General features: G+C 40.5%; 21 protein-coding genes. 13 read left to right on the top strand and 8 right to left on the bottom strand.

All coding sequences use genetic code 11. The annotated features are described in order from the left end of the window. Positions 1 to 152: 152 nt before the first annotated feature. The 7 genes from FN809_RS08635 to FN809_RS08605 all read left to right on the top strand — a co-directional run bounded on the left by FN809_RS08635 (position 153) and on the right by FN809_RS08605 (position 6,826). Positions 153 to 1,634: a lipopolysaccharide biosynthesis protein gene (locus tag FN809_RS08635; protein WP_185957507.1), complete on the top strand. Its 1,482-nt coding sequence runs from the start codon at positions 153 to 155 to the stop codon at positions 1,632 to 1,634. Between the two features lie 43 nt (positions 1,635 to 1,677). After that, positions 1,678 to 3,249 carry an asparagine synthetase B family protein gene (locus FN809_RS08630; RefSeq protein ID WP_142533095.1) on the top strand — a complete coding sequence of 524 codons (1,572 nt, stop codon included), beginning with the start codon at positions 1,678 to 1,680 and terminating at the stop codon, positions 3,247 to 3,249. A gap of 341 nt (positions 3,250 to 3,590) precedes the next feature. Continuing rightward, positions 3,591 to 5,219, top strand: coding sequence for an RHS repeat-associated core domain-containing protein (locus FN809_RS08625; protein ID WP_142533094.1), 1,629 nt, complete (start codon positions 3,591 to 3,593; stop codon positions 5,217 to 5,219). Between the two features lie 30 nt (positions 5,220 to 5,249). Further along, positions 5,250 to 5,621 (top strand): hypothetical protein, encoded by a 372-nt coding sequence (locus FN809_RS08620; RefSeq protein WP_142533093.1) that lies wholly within the window; start codon positions 5,250 to 5,252, stop codon positions 5,619 to 5,621. Positions 5,622 to 5,765: 144 nt separating this feature from the next. Beyond that, positions 5,766 to 6,158, top strand: a complete 393-nt coding sequence (locus tag FN809_RS08615) for a hypothetical protein (protein ID WP_142533092.1) — start codon at positions 5,766 to 5,768, stop codon at positions 6,156 to 6,158. 2 nt (positions 6,159 to 6,160) lie between these two features. After that, positions 6,161 to 6,388, top strand: coding sequence for a hypothetical protein (locus tag FN809_RS08610; RefSeq protein WP_142533091.1), 228 nt, complete (start codon positions 6,161 to 6,163; stop codon positions 6,386 to 6,388). 54 nt (positions 6,389 to 6,442) lie between these two features. Next, entirely contained in the window at positions 6,443 to 6,826 is a 384-nt protein-coding gene (locus tag FN809_RS08605; protein ID WP_142533090.1) for an HU family DNA-binding protein, read from the top strand. A 198-nt stretch (positions 6,827 to 7,024) separates the two neighbouring features. On the opposite strand, the gene FN809_RS08600 is transcribed toward FN809_RS08605, so the two are convergent. From FN809_RS08600 to FN809_RS08580, 5 genes are all read right to left on the bottom strand, one after another. Then, positions 7,025 to 8,179, bottom strand: coding sequence for a lycopene cyclase family protein (locus FN809_RS08600; protein ID WP_142533089.1), 1,155 nt, complete (start codon positions 8,177 to 8,179; stop codon positions 7,025 to 7,027). A gap of 81 nt (positions 8,180 to 8,260) precedes the next feature. Continuing rightward, complete coding sequence (locus tag FN809_RS08595; protein WP_142533088.1) at positions 8,261 to 9,703, bottom strand: tetratricopeptide repeat protein; 1,443 nt, start codon at positions 9,701 to 9,703, stop codon at positions 8,261 to 8,263. An 85-nt stretch (positions 9,704 to 9,788) separates the two neighbouring features. Next, positions 9,789 to 10,553: a zinc ribbon domain-containing protein gene (locus tag FN809_RS08590; protein WP_142533087.1), complete on the bottom strand. Its 765-nt coding sequence runs from the start codon at positions 10,551 to 10,553 to the stop codon at positions 9,789 to 9,791. 4 nt (positions 10,554 to 10,557) lie between these two features. After that, positions 10,558 to 11,652, bottom strand: coding sequence for a Nif3-like dinuclear metal center hexameric protein (locus FN809_RS08585; RefSeq protein WP_142533086.1), 1,095 nt, complete (start codon positions 11,650 to 11,652; stop codon positions 10,558 to 10,560). A gap of 52 nt (positions 11,653 to 11,704) precedes the next feature. Further along, on the bottom strand, positions 11,705 to 12,055 hold the full coding sequence (locus tag FN809_RS08580; RefSeq protein ID WP_142533085.1) for a MerR family transcriptional regulator: 351 nt from the start codon (positions 12,053 to 12,055) through the stop codon (positions 11,705 to 11,707). 369 nt (positions 12,056 to 12,424) lie between these two features. On the opposite strand from FN809_RS08580, the gene FN809_RS08575 reads away from it, so the two are divergent. From FN809_RS08575 to tyrS, 5 genes are all read left to right on the top strand, one after another. Next, a complete protein-coding gene (locus FN809_RS08575; RefSeq protein ID WP_142533084.1) occupies positions 12,425 to 13,528 on the top strand; it encodes a CapA family protein in 1,104 nt (367 codons plus the stop codon). A 58-nt stretch (positions 13,529 to 13,586) separates the two neighbouring features. Continuing rightward, entirely contained in the window at positions 13,587 to 14,027 is a 441-nt protein-coding gene (locus FN809_RS08570) for a deoxycytidylate deaminase (RefSeq protein ID WP_142533083.1), read from the top strand. 36 nt (positions 14,028 to 14,063) lie between these two features. Beyond that, positions 14,064 to 15,674: a S41 family peptidase gene (locus tag FN809_RS08565; RefSeq protein ID WP_142533082.1), complete on the top strand. Its 1,611-nt coding sequence runs from the start codon at positions 14,064 to 14,066 to the stop codon at positions 15,672 to 15,674. Positions 15,675 to 15,861: 187 nt separating this feature from the next. Then, positions 15,862 to 16,116: a DUF4834 family protein gene (locus tag FN809_RS08560; protein WP_142533081.1), complete on the top strand. Its 255-nt coding sequence runs from the start codon at positions 15,862 to 15,864 to the stop codon at positions 16,114 to 16,116. A 194-nt stretch (positions 16,117 to 16,310) separates the two neighbouring features. Then, entirely contained in the window at positions 16,311 to 17,603 is a 1,293-nt protein-coding gene (gene tyrS / locus FN809_RS08555) for a tyrosine--tRNA ligase (protein WP_142533080.1), read from the top strand. A 161-nt stretch (positions 17,604 to 17,764) separates the two neighbouring features. On the opposite strand, the gene FN809_RS08550 is transcribed toward tyrS, so the two are convergent. The 3 genes from FN809_RS08550 to dnaE form a co-directional block, all read right to left on the bottom strand. After that, positions 17,765 to 18,262, bottom strand: coding sequence for a dihydrofolate reductase (locus tag FN809_RS08550; RefSeq protein ID WP_142533079.1), 498 nt, complete (start codon positions 18,260 to 18,262; stop codon positions 17,765 to 17,767). A gap of 72 nt (positions 18,263 to 18,334) precedes the next feature. Beyond that, positions 18,335 to 19,129 (bottom strand): thymidylate synthase, encoded by a 795-nt coding sequence (locus FN809_RS08545; RefSeq protein WP_142533078.1) that lies wholly within the window; start codon positions 19,127 to 19,129, stop codon positions 18,335 to 18,337. Positions 19,130 to 19,310: 181 nt separating this feature from the next. Beyond that, on the bottom strand, positions 19,311 to 23,585 hold the full coding sequence (dnaE, locus tag FN809_RS08540) for a DNA polymerase III subunit alpha (RefSeq protein WP_142533077.1): 4,275 nt from the start codon (positions 23,583 to 23,585) through the stop codon (positions 19,311 to 19,313). Positions 23,586 to 23,733: 148 nt separating this feature from the next. On the opposite strand from dnaE, the gene FN809_RS08535 reads away from it, so the two are divergent. Then, complete coding sequence (locus tag FN809_RS08535) at positions 23,734 to 24,336, top strand: outer membrane beta-barrel protein (protein WP_185957506.1); 603 nt, start codon at positions 23,734 to 23,736, stop codon at positions 24,334 to 24,336. Positions 24,337 to 24,356: the final 20 nt, after the last annotated feature.

The following is a 24,356-nucleotide window of genomic DNA, read 5'->3' as shown; positions in this document are numbered from 1 at the left end:
CACAGTTTATAATCATCGTTTTGTACGGCCTGTCTATTTGCTCCGGCCATGCCGGCTTCATCTGGTAAAAATATAATTGTTGAAGGACAAATAAGCATTAAAATTACTTTCTTTGCTAAAAATTATTGCATAACAGTTAAATCTTTATCAGATTGGGCGTTATCATCAAGCAAACATTCAAGGGAGCTATCTATTCGTATTTGGGGGTAATCCTGGGCGGCATTAATGTTGCTATCCTTTTTCCAATTATTTTTTCGGAAGAAGAGATTGGACTTATCAACATACTTATTACCGTTTCGGCCATTGCGGCACAATTCGCGTCACTTGGATCGGCGGGTATAATCGTTTACTTTTTCCCGCAATTCCGGAACAGGAAAAACGCCCACAATTCGTTCTTTATTTTTGTTTCTCTTTTTGCCAGTATCGGTTTCCTATTGTTTACCGTATTATTTTATTTTTGGGGCGATTTGTTTCTTATTACCAAAGAAGTAGATACCCACTTACAACAACAATATTATCCTCTTTTATTTCCGCTAACCTTTTTTACCCTTGCCTTCATTGTTGTGGATATGTTCAGTGCTTCCACGTTTAACTCGGCTATAGGTAATTTATACAAAGATGTTGTGGTACGCGTTGGGATACTCGTGCTAAGCATTTTATATCTATACCATTACATTTCGTTTAATACGTTTATGTTACTTTACACCCTAAATTTGGCCATACCCGTTGTGGCTTTGTTATTTTTTATGGTAAAAAAAGGGGATATTAATTTTCAATGGCCCAAGTTATCGGTTTATGCCACTCACCTAAAAAAGATAACCAGCGTGGGTTTGTTCTATATCCTGTCCGGCTTAAGTGAAATATTGGCCAGCTACATCGACAAATATATGATTAGCTATTATTTGGGACTAAAGGCTACAGGAGTCTATTCTATCACCAACTATTTTGGTGCCCTTACCCGCATCCCCCGAAGCTCAATGGGCAAAATAGGCACTCCGGTTATTGCCGGCCTCTTAAACCAACAAAACTATAAGGAGCTAAGTGTACTACTAAAAAAAAGCAGCCTTTCGCAAATATTGATGGGGGCATTCATTTTTGTTAATATTTGGATAAATATTGATTTAATATTGGGGTTTTTACCCCCTTCCTACGCCGAAGGGAAATGGGTGGTGTTCTTTATATCCATATCGCATTTGTTTTACTGTTTTATGGGCTTGGGCGCCGTAACGCTGAGTGTATCCCAATATTATAAAGTGGGCACTTACTTAGCCATCGCTCTGGGCATTATGGTACTGGCACTTAACCTGCTGCTTATACCGCAATGGGGAATTAACGGCGCAGCTATTTCTACAGCTATTGCTAAATTTGTTTATGTTGTGCTTACCTTGGCCTTTATTGCCTACAAACTAAAAATAAAGGTGCTGTTTTTTGATTCGTTAAAGATTGTGGTCAGCAGTTTTTTTGCCTGGTATCTGATATCTTACTTACCCACTATTGAATATGATATGCACGAGTACCTGAATTTAATTTTTAATCTGGCTCTTCGGTCGGGCACGGTATCTTTGGCATTTGTGTTTTTTTTGTTTCTCACTCGTTTTATAAGGAGTATAAAACAGATAAAATCAATGTTTTGATATAACTGAGTTATAAATGTACTTTTGCAAAAACACATTTGTTATGAACGCTAAAATAGTGGGGTTTATCTTGTCAAAGAGCAAAATAAATTATCTCCCCAAAATAAACCCCAATATTCAAATAAAGGATTTTGACCTGTCCATGGGCTGGCTTTCGCTGTATTATTATGGCGATTTAAACACTTGCATGGTTAAAAATGGGGTTTATTCTATGGGTTTTCCTGCTTCGGATAACTTGCTGGATCACAATTTACTCATCCATATCTGCCAGGATGAGGTGCTTGTAGAAAACGATTGGCTGCAAAGTATCCCTCTGTATTATAATAGTAAAGAAGGCGTGGTATCTACTTTTCCTAAGGTGTGTTTGGGAGAGAACAAGGCGATAGACAAGCAAGGCTTGTTCGATTATTTAAAATATGGCTTTAGTGTTTTTGAACGGACCATATTTAAAGAAGTCCGTTTTCTATCTTTTTATTCGAGCTTACGTTATAAGTTGGGTGATCTAAGCATTACTCAAAAGGAAGATCCGGCAAAACGCATCGATGAATTTAAAGGGGCATCAGAACAAGATATTTGGAATAAATTTGACAACTACTGCCGCAAGCGTGAAGAGCGTACCGTGGGCGACATCGTAATTCCCACTTCCGGCGGGTACGATTCCCGCATTGCCAACTATTTTATGCACGATAGATCCAGGGTAAAAAACTACACCTACGGTATCTCGGCCAATCAGGAAAAAAGCTTTGAAGTACAGCAAGCAAAAAAAATAGCGAAAAAACTAGGGCATCACTGGGAGCGGATACATTTAAAAGATGCTTTCCATTACTCCGGGCATTGGCACGATTTGTATGCCTTTAGCACACACCTGCACGGAATGTATCACATTGAATTCTACCATAAAATAAACGATATTCTACAAAATAAGCCGGCAAGCATGATAAGTGGCATGGGAGGCGATGTGCTGTCCGGCATAAATACATACACACTGTCCCGCAATCCTCAATACCTTAATTATTTGGCTTATACACATGGTATAAATTACAAAGCAGACGGATGTAAGGATGAATTCAGATCCGAGCAGGAGTTTATTGATAGATACAGCTACCTGATGGAGGATATTAGGTTGTATCCGCTAATTACCATGCGGATAAAAGCGGTACTAATAAGCTATGTACTTACGGTTCCGTCTATGATGGGACTACCCGCCTGGACACCATTTTTAAACTATGAAAGCGCTATGCTTATGCTTAACCTGCCACCCGAGCGCAGGAAGAACCGGGCATGGGTCAGCGAGTTTTTTGCTAGCAAAGACCTGCTGCCCGGCCAAAGCTTGTTTTTCAATGATACCAAAAACCGCTTGAACCTGCACCTCCACAATAATTATAATTTCGAGCCTCTTTCCAATGATTTTTCCATGCCCTACCTATCTGACAAACGCAAACAGGAGATTAATGACTACTTGGGAAACATAGGCCTAAAATCTAAAATAAATTATCAACTCACCACTACAAGGGTTATAAAAGAAGTGTTAAAAAGGTTTGGTATTACAAATAAATTCTCCGCCTCGCTAAGCGATTACCAAACCTTAAAAGCCATTGAAATGAGCTTGAAATAAAATAAGCTTCCGGTAGAAGGTAACTTTTGAAATAACCATTAAAGTATATCGAAAATAAATGAAATTTATCCTAATTTTTCAGAACCCAAATTTAGTGTGTAACTCACTTTTAAAGACATAAGCTGGATTGGCCGTACCTTTAAAAAAACAGAAGTAAAAATACCTCAAAAAAACCTTATTATTGGGTCTGGGAGTGGGTTTGAGTTGTAAGGATGGATGGACACATATAAACTTTTACAGAAGCCCCATAAGGAGATTTTGGAAAGCCAAAGCAAAAATAAGAAAACCGGAAGTAGATACAGATTTAAGATACCCGTTAAATTGTGAGGATAATATGGTAGATGGCATTTATTCCGGATATACACGCCAACATTTATATCCAAATAGGAGGAGGTAAAGCTTTAGGCCTAAATACGCAATCCGTTAATTTTGGCCCAAACGCTATAACATCTGTCGAAGGTAAGCCTGTGAGTTTTTCAGAAGATGAGCAGTTCATCGAATATACCAGTTTTAAAAAAGTTAAAGAAATAACTGAAGGTAGTTTATCGCTTGTAATTAAATATGGTATTGACGAACAAAGAAGGAAAGCCTCATACTCAGGGGGCATACAGGATGGTTTAACCAGATACTATTTTAATAATTACGAAGAGGAGCATAAAGCCGGAGAAGTTAAAAAAGTACACTATATTAGCGGAGGTAATGGATTGACGGCATTATACATCGAAACCAACGGTATTGGTAAATTGTATCATGCAATTACCGATTACCAAGGATCGTTGATAGCTTTGACAGATAAATCCGGTAATATGGCCACCTATAATGGCTCCGAACAAAAGTTTGCGTACGACCCTTGGGGCAACAGACGCGACCCACAAAACTGGACATTAAAAGACAATCGAACATCATTGTTAACCGACAGAGGATATACCATGCACGAGCATTTGGATGCCTTTGGGTTGATTAATATGAACGGTAGGGTTTACGACCCGCTGCTAGCCCAGTTTTTAAGCCCCGACCCGCATATTACATATCCCGGCAATGCACTTAACTATAACAGATATGCCTATGGTTTAAACAATCCGTTGATGTACTCCGACCCGAGCGGCGAAAATCCGTTGTTTTTCATACTTCCAAGTTTGGTAAATTACGTTGCGGGTATATTGGACAATACCATTAATCATGGGCAATCGCTTGGTAATGCCGTTTCCAATAGTTATATAGGTGTTGGTGGGTATTTGAGCCCCAGTGATTTGACGTATGGCAACCATCAATGGGATAACCATCTATATTTTAGGCAACGAAGTGTAATGATAAACTATTATTATTCGATGCAAGACAGAGGGATTGGATATTTACCACTACCCACTCCTTCAGGCTCACCATCGAGAAATTATGCAACATCTCAACATGTATATGCCGTTCGGTATTCAAATGGAAATATGTCGGGGACGGAAGTTGCCTCTTCAAGTGGGGGTGTTAATTTAATGCATTGGGCATCTGCAATTTATCGGATGAAAGAAAATATGCCACCAGATGCATGGTCTCATGAATTAACAGTTGATGGAGTTTATGGTGCAGGATATGATCAGGCTGGAGGTCAATTGACAATGCTTAGAGGCAAAGATACAGGTGTATCTAAGGGGTATACCTCTATAGGAACTGGTCCTCCTTACATTAATGCGGTAGGCCTTGACTATGGGTTATCTTGGCAATTGACATCTTATTATTTTGTTGGGGATGTTAGTAAAATGGGAATAAACGACTTTTTAGGAAGAAGCTATTCTTTTAGCGTAGGGGCATCATGGTGGATTGAGGTTGGAGGTGGCTATTTAATTGCACCAGTAGAAAACAAGGGTTATATAATAGGGAAAACAGTTCACTTGGGAGTTTCTCCACCTGGTGTTTCTGGACACATTGGAGTTGGCCAAACAAATTATTTTACTGATTGGGGAAATTTTTTTAGTTTTTAATGAATTCTATAACATAGATTATATTGTAAAATGATACCATTTAAAAATAAAAACATAGGAAAATTTCTCATAGCCATCTTATTAGGTTTTATCATTATGTCCATTGGAGGTATTTATTTTCAAAAAAAAGAATGGAAAAGGTATAATATGGTTTCACGACAAACTGAGTTTAAAGGAGAAATTGTAAAAATACGGAATAATGGAGTGACATTTGTTAAGTTAAATAATGGACGGGAACTCAAATTACCATCCTCATATAATTATGCTTATAATGATGAGTTTCTTGGAGTTTTTATCCGAAGAGGTGATTATGTTGTTAAGAATTCTTCCTCAGATTCAATTTTCATTCATAGAGATGATCAGTGCTATTATTTTATTCTAGGGAAAAGAATAGAAGAATAGGCAAAATAGAATAACATAAAAGCCCGATTAATCGGGCTTTTTAAGCACTTACGATGACTTGCCCAATCTGGAGGGGGTTGGTTTGATATTGAAGCAAGCGTTGAAGCAGGGGCTGTTGTTGGAACAAAGGCTAAATTATTTGGAGTGGGTTATGAAGGTAAGGCTGGGATAAGTAAAGAATTAATAAAAGGGTCTCAAGGAAATAGAAGAAAATACGGCAAGGCAATTCAATATGGAAGAGATTGGAAACTATCTGGTGCTTTAGGGGCAGGACCACTTTCAATAAATGCTGAAAAAAGTTTAGTTTCAGAAAATGCCGCAATTGGAGGTAATATATTCTTGTATGATATGAAAGCAGGCCTTAATGCAACTACGGAAAGAATTAATATTTTAGATTTGAATTTCTATTTTGGTTTAGGTGGAAGTTTAAAAATTTTTATAAATATTGATTCTCCATCAGGATACTTTCCCATAGCTCCTGATACTTATGAAATGAGAGTTGATAATACATATGTTTGGCCTTATAATAAATATTAAAAATGGATAATTTAATAATATTAGCAGGAGTGTTGGCTGCGATAAGAGCTTATTGGATGTATAATCTTCTAAGGGAAGAAAAAGGTTTATCAAAAGGAAACATAAGTATGTTTTTAGATGATGAAAATAAATTTTTACTATACATATTAGTAAGACCTTTTTATAAAAAAATGAAAAATGACAAACTTAGGCTTAATATCCATTTATTATCTTATGTTCGATTTTATTAAACAGATTAACAAAGGCTTACAGTAAATTATTATTAACCTATAAAACAAACAAGTATGCCTATTAAATTTAATGTTATCGAAAGAGGGCAACCGGGCGTTGTCGGCGGAGGAGAAAAGAAATTTTATGCCTCAGCAAAAATGGAAGGCGATCTTACCTTAGAGGGTTTAACTAATAGGATTGAAAAAATAAGTACGGTGAGCGGCGCCGATATACGCGCTGTTTTATACGCCATGGTTGATGTGATGGTTGACTCTTTGGGAGACGGCAAAAATGTACGTCTGGGCGATTTGGGTAGTCTTAGGGTTGGCATCAGCAGCGTGGGCGAAGCTACAGCCGCAGAAGTAAAGGCTTCGAGCGTTAAGTCGTCGAAAGTAATTTTTACCCCCGGTAAAAAAATAAAAGAGATGCTCAATAATCTTATTCATGTCAAGGCATAAAGTTTTTTCACCGAGCCATTGTTAAGCTGTAAGCACATTAAAAAATCGAATAAGCATAGGAATTAATTTTATGCTTATTCGATTTATTTTTATAAGCAAAGGATTATAATCTTACGCTTATAGGATTCATGCACAAAGCTTGGGCTTAAAAACCTATTTCTTTAATGCCTTTTTTAAAAGCTATTTACCTTCTAATTGTTACTTGTTAAACCAGAGTTGCCTAACACCCGCCTTTAAAAATAGCATAAAAGGCAGGCTTTTCATAATAATCAGGTCATCTAAAAAGCTGCTCTTATTCCCTAAAAACACCAAAATACGTTCGGGCTGTACTTTTTTAAACAGCATAGAAAAAATTGCTTTGCCACTCATTTTTTTCGATAGTAGCACCTCTAGCAGGGTACGGTCGTACCACTGATAAATTTTATCGCGTAAGCTCAATTTTAGGTTGGGCTGATGGCCCTTTTTAAGTGCATCAACAATCGATTTAGTGTTTTCTTGTATAAACTGAAAAGTATATCCGCTACTGGCTTTTGTAAACCCCCCGGCTGTGCCTATGTTAACAATGTTTCGTGTTGACTTTGCATGACGGCTAAACTTTGCCAGTGTCATGGGGATAACGCCAAACTCGGTATGTATAAGCTCATAATCGTCAATCCTTAATTCTTCTTTTATATACTCCTTTAAAGCCTTTTTGTAATCCTGCCGGGGTAAGCGTTCGGGACTAAACAGCGTATATTCAACCAGCGCTTCGTTGGGTTTACTTGGTAACACATACATAAATGTAGCGCCGTCATGCTGTTTAAGCCTAAAATCCATCAAGGTGCCTACATCGGGATCAAATACATTGTCCGCGGTTTTTATTACCCAACCCTCAAAATGTTGCAATAGTGTGTTTCGGGTGTTTATTTTTGGATGAAACAAGGCAGTGGAATTAAAAACATAACTTGCATTGTATATCGATTGTTCCGTTTGCACAAAGGGCAATCCGCTTTTACTGTCTATTTTTTGGATGTCCTCATACTTAAATACCACATTTTTAAATTCACCGGCATAGTTTAAAACGTAATTGTAAAAATCAATGCCCCTTATCATTTTATATTGATGATGCTTCAGAGGAAATTGTTTTTTAAAAGCGGTACTAAAAAATTGCAAGGTCTTCCACTTATGATACACAATAGATTCAAATGCGCCCTCCCCTTTTTCCCAGTAGCACCAGGTACGGTCGTTGTGTACTTTTGGCCCTTTATCGAGCACTAAAATTTTTTTATGTCTAAGGGTCGGTTCATGTAAAATACGGTACAAAAGACTTAAGCCTGCGCATCCCGAACCTGCTATGATATAGTCAACTTGCATCCTCTCTTTTTTTTATATACAATACAATCTGCTTAAAACAGTTAATTCAGGTATAATTAGGGTTCCTTTCTTTTGTCAATATTACTTCAACTGTCCCTGCAAAAGCTCAATCCTTCTTTCTATTTCGGCCTTGTGTTCGCCATTATTTAGCCTTTTAGCTTCGTTAAGGTAAAATTTGGCCGTAATCGGATTTTTATCTAAAAACAATTCGGCGGCTAGCATGGCGGCGTAGGGTGCAAAATACCTTTTATCGTTGCCTCCCGTTTTAATGGCTTCAGAATAGTGAAATATTGCCCTTTTATGGTCTTTTATCATTTGATAACATCGACCCAACCTATACTGAAACTCTACATTTTGTGCTGCGCCACTTATACTTTCCTGATGCGTGGAAAGTGTGTCAATAGCCGACTTATACTCTCCGGCATCGAACAGCATGCGCGATTGAAGTAATACTTTGTGGTAGCTTTCGCTTAGTTTACTTTCGTAACGAGCCTGTTTATCTTCCCAGGTTGGATAAACGCTCAGCTTGGATATAAGTTTTAACTGTTGATTATAATTTGCTGTATCGTTTTTTAAAAAATAATACCACGAGAGATAACGATGTGCATCCGCCACAAAGTGGCCGGAGGTGTTTTTACGAATATAGTCTAAAAGCGTGTTTTCAGCCCGGTCATCAAAGCGTAGGGTTTGATACTTACCCTGTAGGTACAGCATGGGTAAAAAAACTTCGCTAATGCTATCTGTAAACCAAGTATGTGCGAGTTGGGGCTTCCGAATTTTAAATGCGCAACGTGTCAGCACAAACTGTGCCAGTGGAACCAAATTTTTATCCTGCCAGTTACGTATTAAATTTTCTGTTTGTGTATCGTTAATATCAAATTTAAGATAACTAAAGGCGGTATATATCAAGGCATCTTGTTCGCTCCCTATTTTATAGCTGCTGGCTTTTAAATAAGTGTTTAATGCTTTAAAGCCGGCCTGGCTGTTGCCACTAAAACCTATCCAACCGGCCATCCTTTTATAGGGCTGTGGCATATTGCTCATCAGCAAATTAAAAACTCCCCTTAGCTTTAGGTTACACACTAAATCAGGCTGCTCACGTTCGCTTTTTTGCCAATATCGGTGGGCTTTAAAAAACGAAAATAGGGCATCCCTTTGTTTGTTTGCATTATATTCTACCAGGCCTTTTTGCAAATAAATCTCCGACAAAAATGCCCATCCGCCTTCCTCCTCTTCCGCATATTTGTTCAGGGTATCACTAATGCTCTTAAACGCATTCCTGTACTCGGTGGATGAATCGCCTTGTATCATTGCGTTTAAAAACAGGCGATAATTTTTTAAATAGGCTCTTGTAGCCGGGCCACATGCTATGGCAAGCGTATCGTTCGGAACGCTATCTCCATTTAATACAGCGTATAAGTTTTGCTGATACGCCGTATTTACTTTTTGAGCATACACATAGTGCGACACGGCACACAAAAGGCATGAAGCAAGCAGTAATTTTAAATGTAGCGCGCGTACCATAGATAGCTTATTAATATTGAGCTAAGATAAGCAATAAAAAAGGCCACTCGTGAGTGGCCTTTAATTATCTTTAAATATACGGTGATTAATCATCCACCTTATCCTGATCTATTTCATTATCCACCAGGATGCGTCCGCAATATTCGCAAACAATAACTTTTTTTCGCGATTTGATATCGAGCTGGCGCTGTGGCGGAATTTTATTAAAACAACCCCCACAAGCATCCCGTTCCACTGGAACAACGGCAAGACCGTTAACCGCGTTAGCGCGGATTCGTTTGAAGGCAGTAAGCAACCTGTCCTCAACGCGATCTTCTATTTGTGTAATTTTTTTTAGTCTTTTCTCCTCGTCTTGCTTTGTTTCGGATACAATATCGTCCAATTCTTTCTTTTTGGCGGCCAGATCAGCTTTTCTATCCTCCAGTAATTGTCTGGAAGATTCAATTACACTTTGCTTGGCCGCAAGATCAGCGGTAAACTCTTTTATCCTTTTTTCGCTCAGCTCAATTTCGAGCTTCTGAAATTCGGTTTCTTTCGACAAAGAATCAAATTCGCGGTTATTGCGTACGTTGGATTGCTGTGCCTCATATTTTGCTATCAGCACACCCGATTCCTTAATGTCGTTCTTTTTTTCTGCAATAGAATTATTAAGGGCCTTCACTTCGTTGTCGTAATTGGAAATACGGGTCTCCAAACCTTCGATCTCGTCTTCCAAATCCTGCACTTCCAGTGGCAGCTCTCCTCTCAATTTTCTTATCTGATCTACTTCTGTTGCCGCTTTTTGCAAATCGTACAATGCCTTTAGCTTTTCTTCCACCGACATTTCAGCTTTTTTACTTTTTGTTGCCATTCTGCTACAAATATTTAATAGGATTTGTATTTACATTAGATAAACGAACCGCAAAATTAGGTATTTTTTTTGTAAGTAACTCATAAAAAACTTCTTTAGTAAATTGTTCGCTCTCAAAATGTCCAATATCGGCAATAATAATTTGGTTTTCGGCATCCGAAAACTGATGATATTTAAAGTCGCCGCTAATAAAAATATCGGCACCCACACTTTTTGCACGGTTTAATAAAAAGCTACCTGCTCCTCCGCAAACGGCTACTTTTTTTATAGGCTTATTTAACAGGCGCGTATAGCGGATGGCTCCTGCACCAAATATTTTTTTTATACGTTTTAAAAACACCAGTTCTTCTTCGGCTGTTGGTAAGGTGCCGTACATGCCCGATCCCACCTGCTCGTAACTATTTTGCAAAGTATAAATATCGTAAGCCACTTCCTCGTAGGGATGTGCCTGCTTTAAAGCCTGTATTACGCCATTTTTTAAATATTGGGGCAACACCGTTTCTATCCTTACTTCATTTTCGTTGTGTAATTCACCTTTTTTACCCGCATAAGGCGTAGCGCTTTCATTGCCCCTAAAAGTGCCTTGCCCGTTTAAATTAAAACTACAACTGTCGTAATTACCAATATGGCCTGCTCCCGCAGTAAATAGCGCAGCACGAACGCTATTGGCTTGCGCCTGTGGCACAAAAGTTACGAGCTTAAGCAGCTCTCCTTTTTTGGGTTCCAAAATTTTACAATCTGCCAAGCCAATTTTTTCGCATATTTTTCCGTTTACCCCGCTCATCACACTGTCCACGTTAGTGTGGCCGGCATATACAGCCAAATCGTTTTTAATGGCTTTGATAACGATGCGCTCGTTGTAGTTGTTGCCGTTAAATCGCTTAAGGCCACCCATGGCCACCGGATGATGAGCCAGAATAAAGTTATAACCTAATTCAATAGCTTCATCAAGTACGTCTTCCGTAACGTCCAGGGTTATCAGAATACCACTCACCTCCGCGTTTCTATTGCCGATAATAAGCCCTGCATTGTCGTAGCTTTCCTGAAAGGAGAGCGGAGCAAAATCCTCGAGTATTTGGGTTACTTTTTTTACATTCATAAGTATCGATTAAATGATGGGGTTAAGGTAGCGTTGTATCCTGGTTTTTTAATTAATTTTCATCCCCTTCCAAATTCTCCTTTAACTCCATTAATACAACCCTTATATCCTTTAATTTTTTTATCACCTCAAAGTTATTTACTGTATCTTCTTTATTGTCTTTCAACTTTTTTTGAGCACCCTTTAGCGTCATGCCCTTTTCTTTTACCAAATAAAATATCAGGTGAAAATTATCCACATCAGCCGGTGTGAACATTCGGTTTCCCTTTTTATTTTTAAAGGGTTTGATAATATCGAATTCCTTTTCCCAAAAACGTATAAGCGATGTTTTAACGTCGAACATCCTGGCCACCTCGCCAATAGTATAATACATTTTTTCTATTTTTGGTTCTTTGTAAGGCATGTTGTTACGTTTATTCGCTGTTACACTTAAATGACAACGGCTCAAAAAATCCGGAAACTGTCGCCATGCTTTGTTTATAAAGGATGGTTTTGGTGGATACAAAGCTAAAGCTTTTGCTACTCACTCACACAAAAATACGCCAATTTTTATAAAATCATAACCACAATGAACACGAAGCGCACACAAAGAACATACAGTAAGCATGGTGTACATGACACCCTTTTTGTGTGCACCCGCGTTTATTAAATAGCGTAAAACTATAAACTGATCAATATTTTCAGCATAAACAGATAGCCTTTAATACAATTCGTTGCCTTAGCGCAAAATATCCCCTCCAAATTATTAATTTTGGCAAAAATTACAATATTTATGATACGCTATCTTGTAATAGTTTTTGCCATAACTATAGGGCTCCGGAATATGACTGCACAAAACGACACGCTCATTTCGTTTGTGGGGGTGGGCGATATGATGTTAGGCACCGATTTTCCGAAAAAAGAATACCTGCCTCCCAACAACAATCCCCGTCCTTATATTTCCGAAGCCATTCCTTTTCTTCAACAAGCCGACGTAACATTTGGTAATATGGAAGCTTGCTTATTGGATGAGGGACCGGTGGTAAAGCAATGCAAGGACACTACAAAATGTTATGCTTTTAAAATGCCGGAACATTATGCGCCCATTATTAAGGAAATGGGGTTCGACTTTTTAAGCCTCGCCAATAACCATATACGCGATTTTGGACAACTGGGAATGCAAACCACGCGTTATCATCTGAATAAGATGAATATTGCCTGGGCCGGTTTACTGGATAAACCCACCGATACCATCCGGGTTAAAGGTATAAAGGTGGGTATGGCCGCATTTTCGCCTAATAGGGGTACGGTTGACATCAACGACCTGCCCGGCGCCATTAACATTGTGCGCAAATTAAAAAAAGATTGCGATATTGTTATCATTTCGTTTCATGGTGGAGCCGAAGGAGCCGACCACCAGCATGTTACGCGAGAAAAGGAAGTGTTCTACGGCGAAAACAGAAGTAATGTATATGAGTTTGCCCACGCTATGATTGATGCCGGTGCGGATATAATATTTGGCCATGGTCCTCATATTACCCGAGCCATGGAAATATACAAAAATAGGTTTATCATTTACAGCTTAGGAAATTTTGCTACCTACTCGCGATTTAACCTGTCAGGGCCCAATGGATTAACTCCCATCCTAAAAATATACACCAACAGAAAGGGCGAGTTTGTTAAAGGTGAAATAATTCCGTTTAAACAGATAAAAAACGTGGCATTGACCTACGACCACAGCAAAGCTGTTATCTATAAAATAAAAGACCTCACAAAAATGGATTTCCCCGAGCTCAACCATCGTTTAATCATTGAACCCAACGGTAATTTCAGCATGCCTTTCGAGCGTAAGATGCAGCCCAAAGGGATAGGATTCAATTTAATGCCTTTAAAGTAAAGGTGCTTAGATATTTTGCTATTTTTGTGCTTCAATTATTTAATGATTATTTTTTTGAATGAACAAAAAAGAATTATCTGCAGAGGAAAAACAGTTTCTTTTGGATAAAAGATATTTGCGAATGGCTCATATCTGGGCCGAAAATTCCTATTGTGAACGACGACAGGTAGGTGCATTACTGGTAAAAGGGAAGATGATTATCAGCGATGGGTACAACGGAACCCCATCGGGTTTCGAAAATCACTGCGAAGATGAGAACAATATCACCAAACCCTACGTTCTACATGCCGAAGCTAATGCCATCACAAAAGTGGCTCGTTCCAATAATAGTTCGGAAGGGGCAACTTTATATGTTACCTGTATGCCCTGCATCGAGTGTGCCAAGCTTATTATTCAATCCGGTATAGTAAGGGTGGTGTATAATCAAAACTATCGCGTTGAAGATGGTGTTAATTTATTAAAGCGAGCTAATATCCAAACGGTAAACATCCAAATGTAAGCCTTACGGTATCTATTGATATTGAAAACATAAAATATGAGTTATAACAACACAAAAAGTCAAATTCTGGGCCCCATTGTTTTATCGGTGGTATTAATTGCCGGTATATTTATAGGTTATGCACTTTTACCCGGAAAATCAGGTACGCGTAACCCTTTGGTTATTTATCCTAAAACCAATAAGGTAGAGGCTATTTTAAACCTGATAGAGGAGGAATATGTAGATACGGTAGATACCAAAAATCTGGAGGAACAGATTATTCCGGAGCTATTAAAAAAACTGGACCCGCATACGGTGTATATCCCTCAAAAGGATTTACAAAATGTAAACGAAGAACTCTCCAGCGGATTTGGTGGTATCGGCGTACAATTCAGCATACAAAAAGATACGGTTATGGTAGTATCAGTAATATCCGGCGGACCATCCGAAAAGGTGGGTATACTACCCGGCGACAGGATAGTTACTGTTAACGATTCGCTGATAGCAGGTGTTGGTGTAGAAAATTCTACAGTGCTTAATTTATTGCGTGGCGATATGGGTACTGAGGTGAGTGTGGGCATAATACGCCGTGATTTAAAAGAACCGCTGAAATTTGATATAACACGAGGTAAAATACCTATGTATAGCGTAGATGTAGCTTACATGGTAACCGACGAAATAGGTTACATAAAAATTAATCGCTTCGCCGCCAACACTTTTAGCGAATTCCTGACCGGCATGGCCAAGCTAAAAGCACAGGGCAGCAAAAAGGTAATTCTTGATTTCCGCGGTAACTCCGGTGGTTATTTGGAAGTAGCCATTAACCTATGCAACGAGTTTTTGCAGGCCGGCGATATGATCGTATATACCGAAGGCAAGGCCAACCCCCGTCAGGAAGTTCATGCCAACGGCAAGGGGAGTTTTCAGGATATGGAAGTAGCCGTTTTAATCGATGATTTTTCGGCCTCGGCCAGTGAAATATTTGCAGGAGCTGTTCAGGATAACGACAGAGGCATTGTGGTGGGGCGCAGATCCTTTGGTAAGGGCTTGGTGCAAAACCAAATACCACTGCCCGACGGTTCGGCGCTTCGATTGACCATCGCCAGATATTACACCCCATCCGGAAGAAGCATACAAAAACCGTACGACAACGGAAACGAGGAGTATTATATGGACATTATGTCGCGCTTTGAACATGGCGAGTTTTTTAACCAGGATAGCATCAGTATAAACGACACCTTAAAATACACCACGAAAGAGGGCCGAACGGTTTATGGAGGGGGTGGTATTATGCCCGACTTTTTTGTGCCGCGCGATACTACAGCACTAACACCGTACTATTATAAGGTTAGAGAAAATGGTTTAATTTACCGTTTTGCATTGGAGTACGCCGACAATCATCGGGATGAATTAGACCAATATACAGAAGTAGATAAACTCAGCGCATACCTAGACCGGCAAGCATTGCTAAATCAGTTTGTGCAATATGCCGGCAACGAAGGTGTTAAAATGAACAGGGAACAGTTTCAGGTTTCCAAAAACACGATCGAAGTAGAGCTAAAGGCTTACATTGCTCGTAATGTGTTGGATAACGAAGGCTTCTTCCCCATTTTGGGTGGCATTGACGAAGTGCTGAAAGAAGCCATCGCCAGATTGCAAGAGGAGTAATTGCGTTATATTAATTTGTATTTAAAGCAAGCACCAAATCGATTTATTCCTCTTACAAAAAGCGCTTTAAGCTTACATAAATAGGTGGGTAGCGTAATTGGTGGATGGCGTGCTCCGGTGGTGCTGCTTTAAAACGAGTTAAATCTCATATCCGCTGAAAACATTATCTTTGTATAAAGAAAAAATTATGGGATTACTGAAGACAATATTTTTTATTCTTGTGTTTTATTATCTGTTTCGATTTATAGCCAGGGTGATCGTTCCTTTTTTGCTGGGTCGGCAGATGAATAAAATGAATAATCACTACAAAAGAGAACAAAGTTTTAAAACACAAAAAAAACGCGAGGAGGGAAAGGTTACGATACAAAAAAAACACAAATCCCCGAAAAAAGTATCGCCGGATGTAGGCGAATATATCGATTACGAAGAAGTAAAAGACTGATACTACGCCACTACCGGCGACATCTTTACGTAATTTACTATCATGGAGTATTGCTGCGATTGCAGAAACAATAATACGGCTAAATCACCCTCCAGCTTATGTGGCCTGATATTCACTTGCCCTTTGCACCATTTCACTATATAACTTTATTATCTTTGTGGCTTCAAAAAAAATAAAACATTAATTATATAACCATGAATTTTGTTGAGGAACTGAAATGGCGTGGCATGATTCACGATATGATGCCCGGAACCGAAGAGCAACTGCAAAAAGAAATAACTACGGCCTACGTAGGCATTGACCCTACTGCCGATTCGCTCCATATTGGACACTTGGTGTCTGTAATGATGCTAAAGCATTTGCAGGTGGCAGGTCACAGGCCCATCGTGTTAGTGGGTGGTGCAACCGGCATGATTGGCGATCCGTCCGGCAAATCCGATGAGCGTAACCTGCTGGATGAAAAAACGCTACGTCACAATCAGGACTGCCTTAAAGCACAATTAAGTCGTTTCCTGGATTTTAACAGCGGAACCAAAAACCAGGCGCTCATGGTTAACAATTACGACTGGATGAAGGAATTTTCCTTCCTGGGGTTTATCCGCGACATAGGCAAGCACCTTACAGTTAATTATATGATGGCTAAGGATTCGGTAAAAAAAAGAATTAGTGGCGAGGGAAACGTGGGACTCTCATTTACCGAGTTTACTTACCAATTGGTGCAGGCTACCGATTTTCATCATCTGTACCAGGAGTACGGGTGTAAGCTCCAGATGGGTGGTTCGGATCAATGGGGAAACATAACCACCGGCACCGAACTAATTAGGCGTAAAACAGGTGGCGAAGCATTTGCCCTTACCTGTCCGCTCATTACCAAGGCCGATGGTGGAAAGTTTGGAAAAACAGAGTCGGGAAACATTTGGTTAGATCCGGCAAGAACCAGCCCTTATAAGTTTTACCAGTTTTGGTTGAACACCTCTGATGCCGATGCCGAAAAATACATAAAGATATTCACCCTACTCTCGCAAGAGGAGATAGCTAGTTTGGTTAAAGAGCATGCCCAGGCACCCCATGCACGTGCCTTACAAAAAAAATTAGCGGAGGATGTTACCGTGATGATACATGGCCGGGATGCCTATGATGCTTCGGTTGAAGCCAGCCAAATATTGTTTGGCAAATCGACTATGGATGCACTAAAAAAGATTGACGAAGATACCTTTTTAGCTGTTTTTGAAGGGGTGCCCATTTTTAACATCGCCAACGCCGATCTGAAGGCAGGTATCGACGTACTTGATTTGTTGGCGATTAAAACCGAAATATTTCCCTCCAAAGGCGAAGCCCGAAAAACCATCAAAGGCGGCGGTGTTAGCATTAACAAAGAAAAAATTACGGATGCCGAAATGTTGATTAAAACAGATTACCTTTTAAATAACAAATACCTACTGTTTCAAAAAGGGAAAAAGAACTTTTTTGTAGTGGTAGCAGAGTAGGTGCAAAGAGTAGATATGAATGGCAGGGGTGATTTTAATTCTCCATAGCATTGTATCGGTGTGTGTTATTTATACTAAAGCATTGTAAAACCTGTGTCAGTTTTGGCACAGGTTTTTTTGCTATATTGCCAGAATGGTGTCGCGTTGTGGTGCAATGCTATTTATTTTATCCTCTCCAAATTGATGTACGTATAGTTAAAATTGCTCCTGTGGTCGTCTGTTATCTTTTCTTTGTACACTTCCCTCCATTGCGCTTTATCGAATTCAGGGAAAAAAGTATCGGCATCATTAAAAAATTTATCAATTAAGGTAAGGTACAGCTTATCGGCTTTTGGCAAAAAGGCCGCATAGATAGTTGCTCCACCAATTACAAACACCTCGGATTGATTGTCGCAAAGATCCAGCGCCGCTTCGGGCGAATGCACTACTTCGGCATCCGGGAGGTGCAGGTCTGTATTTCGGGAAATTACAAGGTTACGGCGATTGGGCAAGGCACCATTGGGCAGGGTATCAAAAGTTTTGCGCCCCATAATAATAGTATGGTTTGAGGTAAGGGCTTTAAATCGTTTTAAATCGTTGGGAATATACGCCAACAAATCATTATTTTGACCTATGGCATTCATTTCGGCTATAGCCGCTATTAAGGATATTTTTGTCATTGACTTTTTTTGAAAAAGAGTAAAATATGATGATCCACTCCGAAAGCATGTTGCTTTGTTTATCTCTCCTATCTATACCGAGATGGCTCCTTTAATATGTGGATGTGGATTGTAATTGCTCAATGTAAAGTCGTCGAAAGTGAAATCGTCAATTGATTTTACATTCGGGTTAATCGTCATGGTGGGCCAGCTACGTGTTTCGCGCGAAACCTGCAACTCCACTTGTGGAATGTGGTTGTTGTAAATATGAACGTCGCCCAGCGTATGCACAAACTCGCCCAACTGCAATCCGGTAACCTGAGCCACCATCATAGTCAACAGAGCATAGGATGCAATATTAAATGGCACGCCCAAAAACAGGTCGGCACTGCGTTGATACAGCTGGCACGATAATTTACCGTCGGCCACGTAAAACTGAAAAAGAATATGACAAGGTGGCAACTCCATCTCATCCAACTGTCCCACGTTCCAGGCGCTCACAATATGCCGGCGCGAGTCAGGGTTACTTTTTATGGATTCAATAACCTGCTTTATCTGATCTACATATTGTCCGTTGGCCATAGGCCACGAGCGCCACTGATAACCGTAGATAGGCCCCAGCTCACCATCCTCCCGTGCCCACTCGTTCCAGATACGCACACCGTTATCTTGCAGATATTTAACGTTGGTACTGCCCTTCAAAAACCATATCAGCTCATGGATAATGGATTTAAGATGCAGTTTTTTGGTGGTCACCAGTGGAAAGCCCTCTTGCAGATTAAACCGCATTTGATGGCCAAAAACACTAATGGTTCCCGTACCTGTCCGGTCTCCTTTTTCTACTCCTTCGTGCAACACCCGTTGACACAATTCAATATATTGAAGCATGATTTTCTATGTATATTTATGTTGAGAATGTATGCTGTTATTTTGTGCAAAATTAGAAAAATAATTGAGTACTAAAATCTTACAATTTCATAAATTTGTTCTATGTAAAGAAACTGATTCCTCATGGGAGAATAGATCACAGCAATATTTATAAACATTTTAGCTTATCGCCAAAACAGCCTTAAAACAGGGTAAAGGAGACATCGGGATGTGAATCCAGATAATCCACTATATCGTCTGTTAAGGTAATTTTACTTCCTCGCGAATAAAACTGGGTTTGCAGGCTTTCTTCCTCTTTATCGTAAATGGAAAATTTTAACGTCACATTTCCCTTGGTTTCATTGGAGAGCTCGGCCAGGTCGGTAACCAGTGCCTCGTCCAATGCTTGTAAGGGAATTTGAATGTTAATGCCCGATACGCGGGACTCCCGTACACCATCCAGCATTTCTATCTTGTTCACCTTCACCTCCAGCTCACCATCCTTCGACCAGGTTTTCTCCTGTACTTTTGCCCTCACCATAATATAATAACCCCGAACCAGAAATTGGGCATAATCGGGGTAATCTCTACCAAAAAAAGCAAATTCAAAGGAACCTGTATAATCCTCCAGGGTCATGATTCCAAAGGGATTACCGGTTTTGGTCATTCCCGAACGCGTAGCCGTAACAATACCCCCCACCGTTATGTCGCGCCCTTTCATTTTTTCGAGATCCTCAAGATCGCTCAGTTTAGCAGTGCAAAAATGATTTATCTCTAACTTGTAAATATCAAGGGGATGGGCTGAGAGATAGATACCTATCAAATCTTTTTCGCGGGCCAACTTCTCCAATATCGAAAACTCCTCACAAACCGGTACGGCAGGCTTACTGATGGCGGCACTGGCTCCCACGGCACCAAAAAGTGAGTTGGCGGCCATGGCCTTATCGTTTTGGTACAAGTTACCGTATCGGGCAAGGTTCTCCACAAACGTGGTCTGTTCGCCTGGTAAACAGGCAAAATACTGGGCACGGTGTAAATCGGTAAACCCATCGAAGCCACCCGCTGCCGCCAGCGCCTCGAGGTTCTTTTTATTTACCGTTTGCAGGTTCACTCGTTCTACAAAATCATATATATCCTTAAACGGACCTCCCTGGTCGCGCACACGTATAATCTCTTCTACGGCTCCGGCACCTACCCCTTTAACACCGGCCATGCCAAAGCGGATGGCTCCGCTTTTATTTACCGTAAATTTACGGTAACTCTCGTTCACGTCGGGTCCCAGCACGTCCAGCCCCATACGGGTGCACTCCTCCATAAAGGTCGTGATTTTGGTTATGTCGTTGAGGTTACGACTCAACACGCCCGACATAAACTCAGCTGGGTAATGGGCTTTTAAATAACCCGTTTGGTAAGCAATTTGGGCATAGCAAACAGAGTGCGATTTATTAAATGCATAACTGGCAAAAGCCTCCCAGTCGTGCCAAATCTTATCTATTAAATCCGTTGGTTTTTTGGCATTCCCCTCGCAGCCTTTCATAAAGTCCTCACTGGCCAAACAACCCTCGGTAAACTTTACTTTGAGCTTATCCATCATGGATATTATCTTTTTACCCATGGCTTTACGCAGCGAGTCGGAGTCGCCACGGGTAAAGCCTCCCAATGCGCGACTCTGAAGCATCACCTGCTCCTGATAAACCGTGATTCCGTAGGTGTCCTTTAAAAAAGACTCCATCATGGGATGGTCGTAGGCTATCTCCTCGCGTCCGTGCTTACGGGCAATAAAAGAGGGGATATACTCCATAGGGCCGGGACGATAGAGAGCATTCATCGCCACCAAATCCTCAAAACGATTGGGCTGTAAGGCTTTGAGGTGCTTTTTCATACCGGGCGACTCAAACTGAAATATAGCCGTTGTTTCGCCGTTACCAAAGAGCTTAAAGGTTTTTTCGTCGTCCATAGGTATGGCCTCCAAATCTACATCTATACCTTTGGATAACTTGATATTGCCCAGCACTTCTTTAAAAATGGACAAGGTTTTGAGTCCCAGAAAGTCCATCTTCAACAATCCAATGTCCTCCACAAACCTACCATCGTACTGTGTTGTCAAGAGCTCCTCGCCTTTGGTGGGCATAACGGGCAAATGCTGATCGAGCGGGTTTTTACCTATGAGCACCCCGCACGCGTGTACCCCGGTTTGCCGCACTGCGCCTTCCAATGCTTCGGCGAACTTCATGGTTTTGGCAATTAATGGATCCGGGGAATTTTTTTCGAGTTCCAAATCCGGATTCTCCTTAAAAGCCTTTTTAAAATTCATTTTAGGCGCTTCCGGAACCATCTTTGCCAAGCGGTTGGCTTCCGACAAGTCCAGCTTTAATACCCGTGCTACATCTTTAATAGAACTTTTTGTGGCCATCGTACCAAACGTACAGATATGAGCCACTTTATCGTGCCCGTATTTATCGGTCACATAATCGAGTACCGCCTGTCGTCCATCGTCATCAAAATCAATATCCACATCCGGCATGGAGATACGATCGGGGTTGAGGAAGCGCTCAAACAGCAAATCATATTTTATGGGATCCACATTGGTTATGCCGGTGCAGTAGGCCACCGCTGCACCCGCTGCCGAACCCCTGCCCGGCCCCACCAGTACGCCGTTGCTCTTGGCCCAGTTAATAAAGTCCTGTGTAATAAGGAAGTATCCCGGAAAACCCATGCCAATAATAGTTTCGAGTTCAAAATTTATGCGCTCCAAATAATCAGGCGGTATGGGATCACCATATCTCTTTTTAGCCCCTTCTATGGTGAGGTGGCGCAGATAATCTGCCTCGCTATCGAAACCTTCCGGTAAAGGAAAATCAGGCATAATCGGTTTGTGATCCAGCTCAAAAGCTACAACCTTATCCGCTACTTCAATGGTGTTTTGCAACACCTCAGGGATATCCGCAAACATAAGGTTCATCTCTTCCGTTGTTTTAAACCACTCTTGCTTGGTATATCTCATCCGGGTGGGATCGTCAAAATCGCGACCTGTGCTTAGGCAAACCAGCAGGTCATGGGCCTCAGCATCCTCGGCATTGGTAAAGTGCGAATCGTTAGTGGCAATTACTTTTACGCCCAGTTCTTTCCCTAATTCGAGTATTACCTTGTTCACTTTCACCTGATTTTCCCACACATCACGCCGCAGCACCGGATCATCATTTTTATGGCGCATCACCTCTAAATAATAATCGTCGCCAAAAATATTTTTGAACCATTGGATGGTTTCCCTTGCTTTATCCACATTGCCATTCATTATATGCTGCGCAACCTCTCCACCCAAACAGGCACTGCTTACTATCAAACCCTCCCTGTGTTCTTGTAGCACCTCTTTATCGATACGTGGTTTATAGTAAAATCCTTCGGTATGTGCTATTGAAGTTAATTTTAAAAGATTTACATAACCTGTTTCGTTTTTGGCCAATAGGATGAGGTGATAACCCGAGGCATCCGTTTTATCATCTTTACGCAAGCGTCCGCGGCGAGCAACATAGGCCTCTACCCCTATAATGGGTTTTATACCGGCTTTTGAACATGCCACATGAAATTCTTTTACACCAAACATACCACCATGGTCGGTAATAGCCAGGGCAGGCATTCCATCGTCCTTGGCTTTTTGAGCGATGACTGCTGTTTTATTGGCACCATCGAGTATCGAATACTGCGTATGTACATGCAAATGCACAAAGGGTATGTTACCCGCACTTTTGGCCGCCTGCCTTAGTTTCTCCTCTTCATCGGCAACCGAGATATGCTCAAGCGTATCTACTTTAAATGATTCATATTCAACACCTGCCAATTGAATCATTTCAGGATTATTTAGTCGGAATGCCTCAATTTGAGCCGGAGTCATCTGCAATCTTTGTGGCGTAATAGCCCCCACGCGAACCAACTCCAGGAAGCAGCGGGTAGTAGATTCCACATCGGCTGCCGCATTATGCGCTTCTTCAAAAGGAACGGCAAACAGTTTAATATGTAGTTCGGTAAGATTTGGATTTTTAAGCTGACCCATACGTCTTAGGTCGCAGTACTCCTTACTTTCGAGCATGGTACAAAGCGATGGTGCACGCGAAAGAGTTTCTTCCATCCCGCAACGTATCAACTCGCAGCCCACAATATTAATATCGAAACTAATATTGTGTCCGATGATCAATTTGCTCTTTTTTACGTCCTCCATAAAGTCGAGCAGGGCATCCTTCAGGGGAATACCTTTCTTATGAGCTATTTCAGTAGTGATACCGTGCACGGCCACCACGTCATCGGGGATATTGTATCCTTCGGGTTGGATAACATGGTTTTTGGCAAAAAGGAAGTTGCCCTTCACATCGTGACATTGCCATGCCAACTGCACCATCCTTGGCCAGTTGTCCGTATCGCTTATGGGTGCTTTCCAGTTCTTGGGTAATCCGGTAGTTTCGGTATCAAATACTAAAAACATTGTATATCAATTATTTATGTGCAATATATTGGCTAAAGCAGCAACTTACAAAGTTAGTTTTTTAAGGGGGATTTACAGGCAGTTTTGTCAAAGAAGAAGCCAATTAATGATAGAACCTTGATATGGTTTGGCTTAGGTGAGGATGATAATGCATTGGAAAATAAAAGCCTTGCCACACAACAAGGTTAAAGTTCCTAATTCTGAAAACTTCTTAAGCGAGACGAATAACAGGTATGGATTTGTGGGAGGGCTTTCGTATGATTATCCTTTAAAAAATGTTTTTTATGTAGGTGTTGAATTGCTTTATGCCCAAAAGGGATTTAAGGAAGATTTTAATTTCACGAACAACATTGGGGAACCATTAAAAGAAGGAACAACAGATTCTAATTACAGTTACTTGTCTATCCCGCTTAAATATGGGTATACTTTTGGAAAAAAGATAAGGTTAAACGTAAACCACGCGATAGTGCCATCCATATTGATTTCTGCAAAAATCAAAACTTTTTCAGTGGAAGATTTGGAGATGGTAACGTATCGTAATACGGACCTGCCGGATAGGATCGATCTTGCGATTCTGGCCGAAATAGGCTGTAACTATAAGCTGAATGAGCAATTTCTACTTTGCCCGTCAATCACCTATACACATAGCGTTACCAACTTCGCCAATAAAAATTATATGGTGGGGAGCAAAGTAAGGCATTGGGGCGCCATCTTCTCGTTAGGGTTTAAATATACTCTGCGAAATAAGTAAAAGAATTTCTTTGGCTGCTA

It is taken from the genome of Saccharicrinis carchari (assembly GCF_900182605.1).
Taxonomy (GTDB): Bacteria; Bacteroidota; Bacteroidia; order Bacteroidales; family Marinilabiliaceae; genus Saccharicrinis; species Saccharicrinis carchari.
Note: the sequence above shows the minus strand (reverse complement) of the source record. Positions and strands in the feature narration are given on the sequence as shown.

Coding starts and splice junctions, on each gene's coding strand:
- FN809_RS08575 (WP_142533084.1), top strand. CDS start 12,425: ATGATACGCTATCTTGTAATAGTTTTTGCCATAACTATAGGGCTCCGG.
- dnaE (WP_142533077.1), bottom strand. CDS start 23,585: ATGTTTTTAGTATTTGATACCGAAACTACCGGATTACCCAAGAACTGG.
- FN809_RS08560 (WP_142533081.1), top strand. CDS start 15,862: ATGGGATTACTGAAGACAATATTTTTTATTCTTGTGTTTTATTATCTG.
- tyrS (WP_142533080.1), top strand. CDS start 16,311: ATGAATTTTGTTGAGGAACTGAAATGGCGTGGCATGATTCACGATATG.
- FN809_RS08610 (WP_142533091.1), top strand. CDS start 6,161: ATGGATAATTTAATAATATTAGCAGGAGTGTTGGCTGCGATAAGAGCT.
- FN809_RS08580 (WP_142533085.1), bottom strand. CDS start 12,055: ATGCCTTACAAAGAACCAAAAATAGAAAAAATGTATTATACTATTGGC.
- FN809_RS08605 (WP_142533090.1), top strand. CDS start 6,443: ATGCCTATTAAATTTAATGTTATCGAAAGAGGGCAACCGGGCGTTGTC.
- FN809_RS08630 (WP_142533095.1), top strand. CDS start 1,678: ATGAACGCTAAAATAGTGGGGTTTATCTTGTCAAAGAGCAAAATAAAT.
- FN809_RS08545 (WP_142533078.1), bottom strand. CDS start 19,129: ATGCTTCAATATATTGAATTGTGTCAACGGGTGTTGCACGAAGGAGTA.
- FN809_RS08590 (WP_142533087.1), bottom strand. CDS start 10,553: ATGGCAACAAAAAGTAAAAAAGCTGAAATGTCGGTGGAAGAAAAGCTA.
- FN809_RS08625 (WP_142533094.1), top strand. CDS start 3,591: ATGGCATTTATTCCGGATATACACGCCAACATTTATATCCAAATAGGA.
- FN809_RS08600 (WP_142533089.1), bottom strand. CDS start 8,179: ATGCAAGTTGACTATATCATAGCAGGTTCGGGATGCGCAGGCTTAAGT.
- FN809_RS08550 (WP_142533079.1), bottom strand. CDS start 18,262: ATGACAAAAATATCCTTAATAGCGGCTATAGCCGAAATGAATGCCATA.
- FN809_RS08620 (WP_142533093.1), top strand. CDS start 5,250: ATGATACCATTTAAAAATAAAAACATAGGAAAATTTCTCATAGCCATC.
- FN809_RS08565 (WP_142533082.1), top strand. CDS start 14,064: ATGAGTTATAACAACACAAAAAGTCAAATTCTGGGCCCCATTGTTTTA.
- FN809_RS08570 (WP_142533083.1), top strand. CDS start 13,587: ATGAACAAAAAAGAATTATCTGCAGAGGAAAAACAGTTTCTTTTGGAT.
- FN809_RS08585 (WP_142533086.1), bottom strand. CDS start 11,652: ATGAATGTAAAAAAAGTAACCCAAATACTCGAGGATTTTGCTCCGCTC.
- FN809_RS08535 (WP_185957506.1), top strand. CDS start 23,734: ATGCATTGGAAAATAAAAGCCTTGCCACACAACAAGGTTAAAGTTCCT.
- FN809_RS08595 (WP_142533088.1), bottom strand. CDS start 9,703: ATGGTACGCGCGCTACATTTAAAATTACTGCTTGCTTCATGCCTTTTG.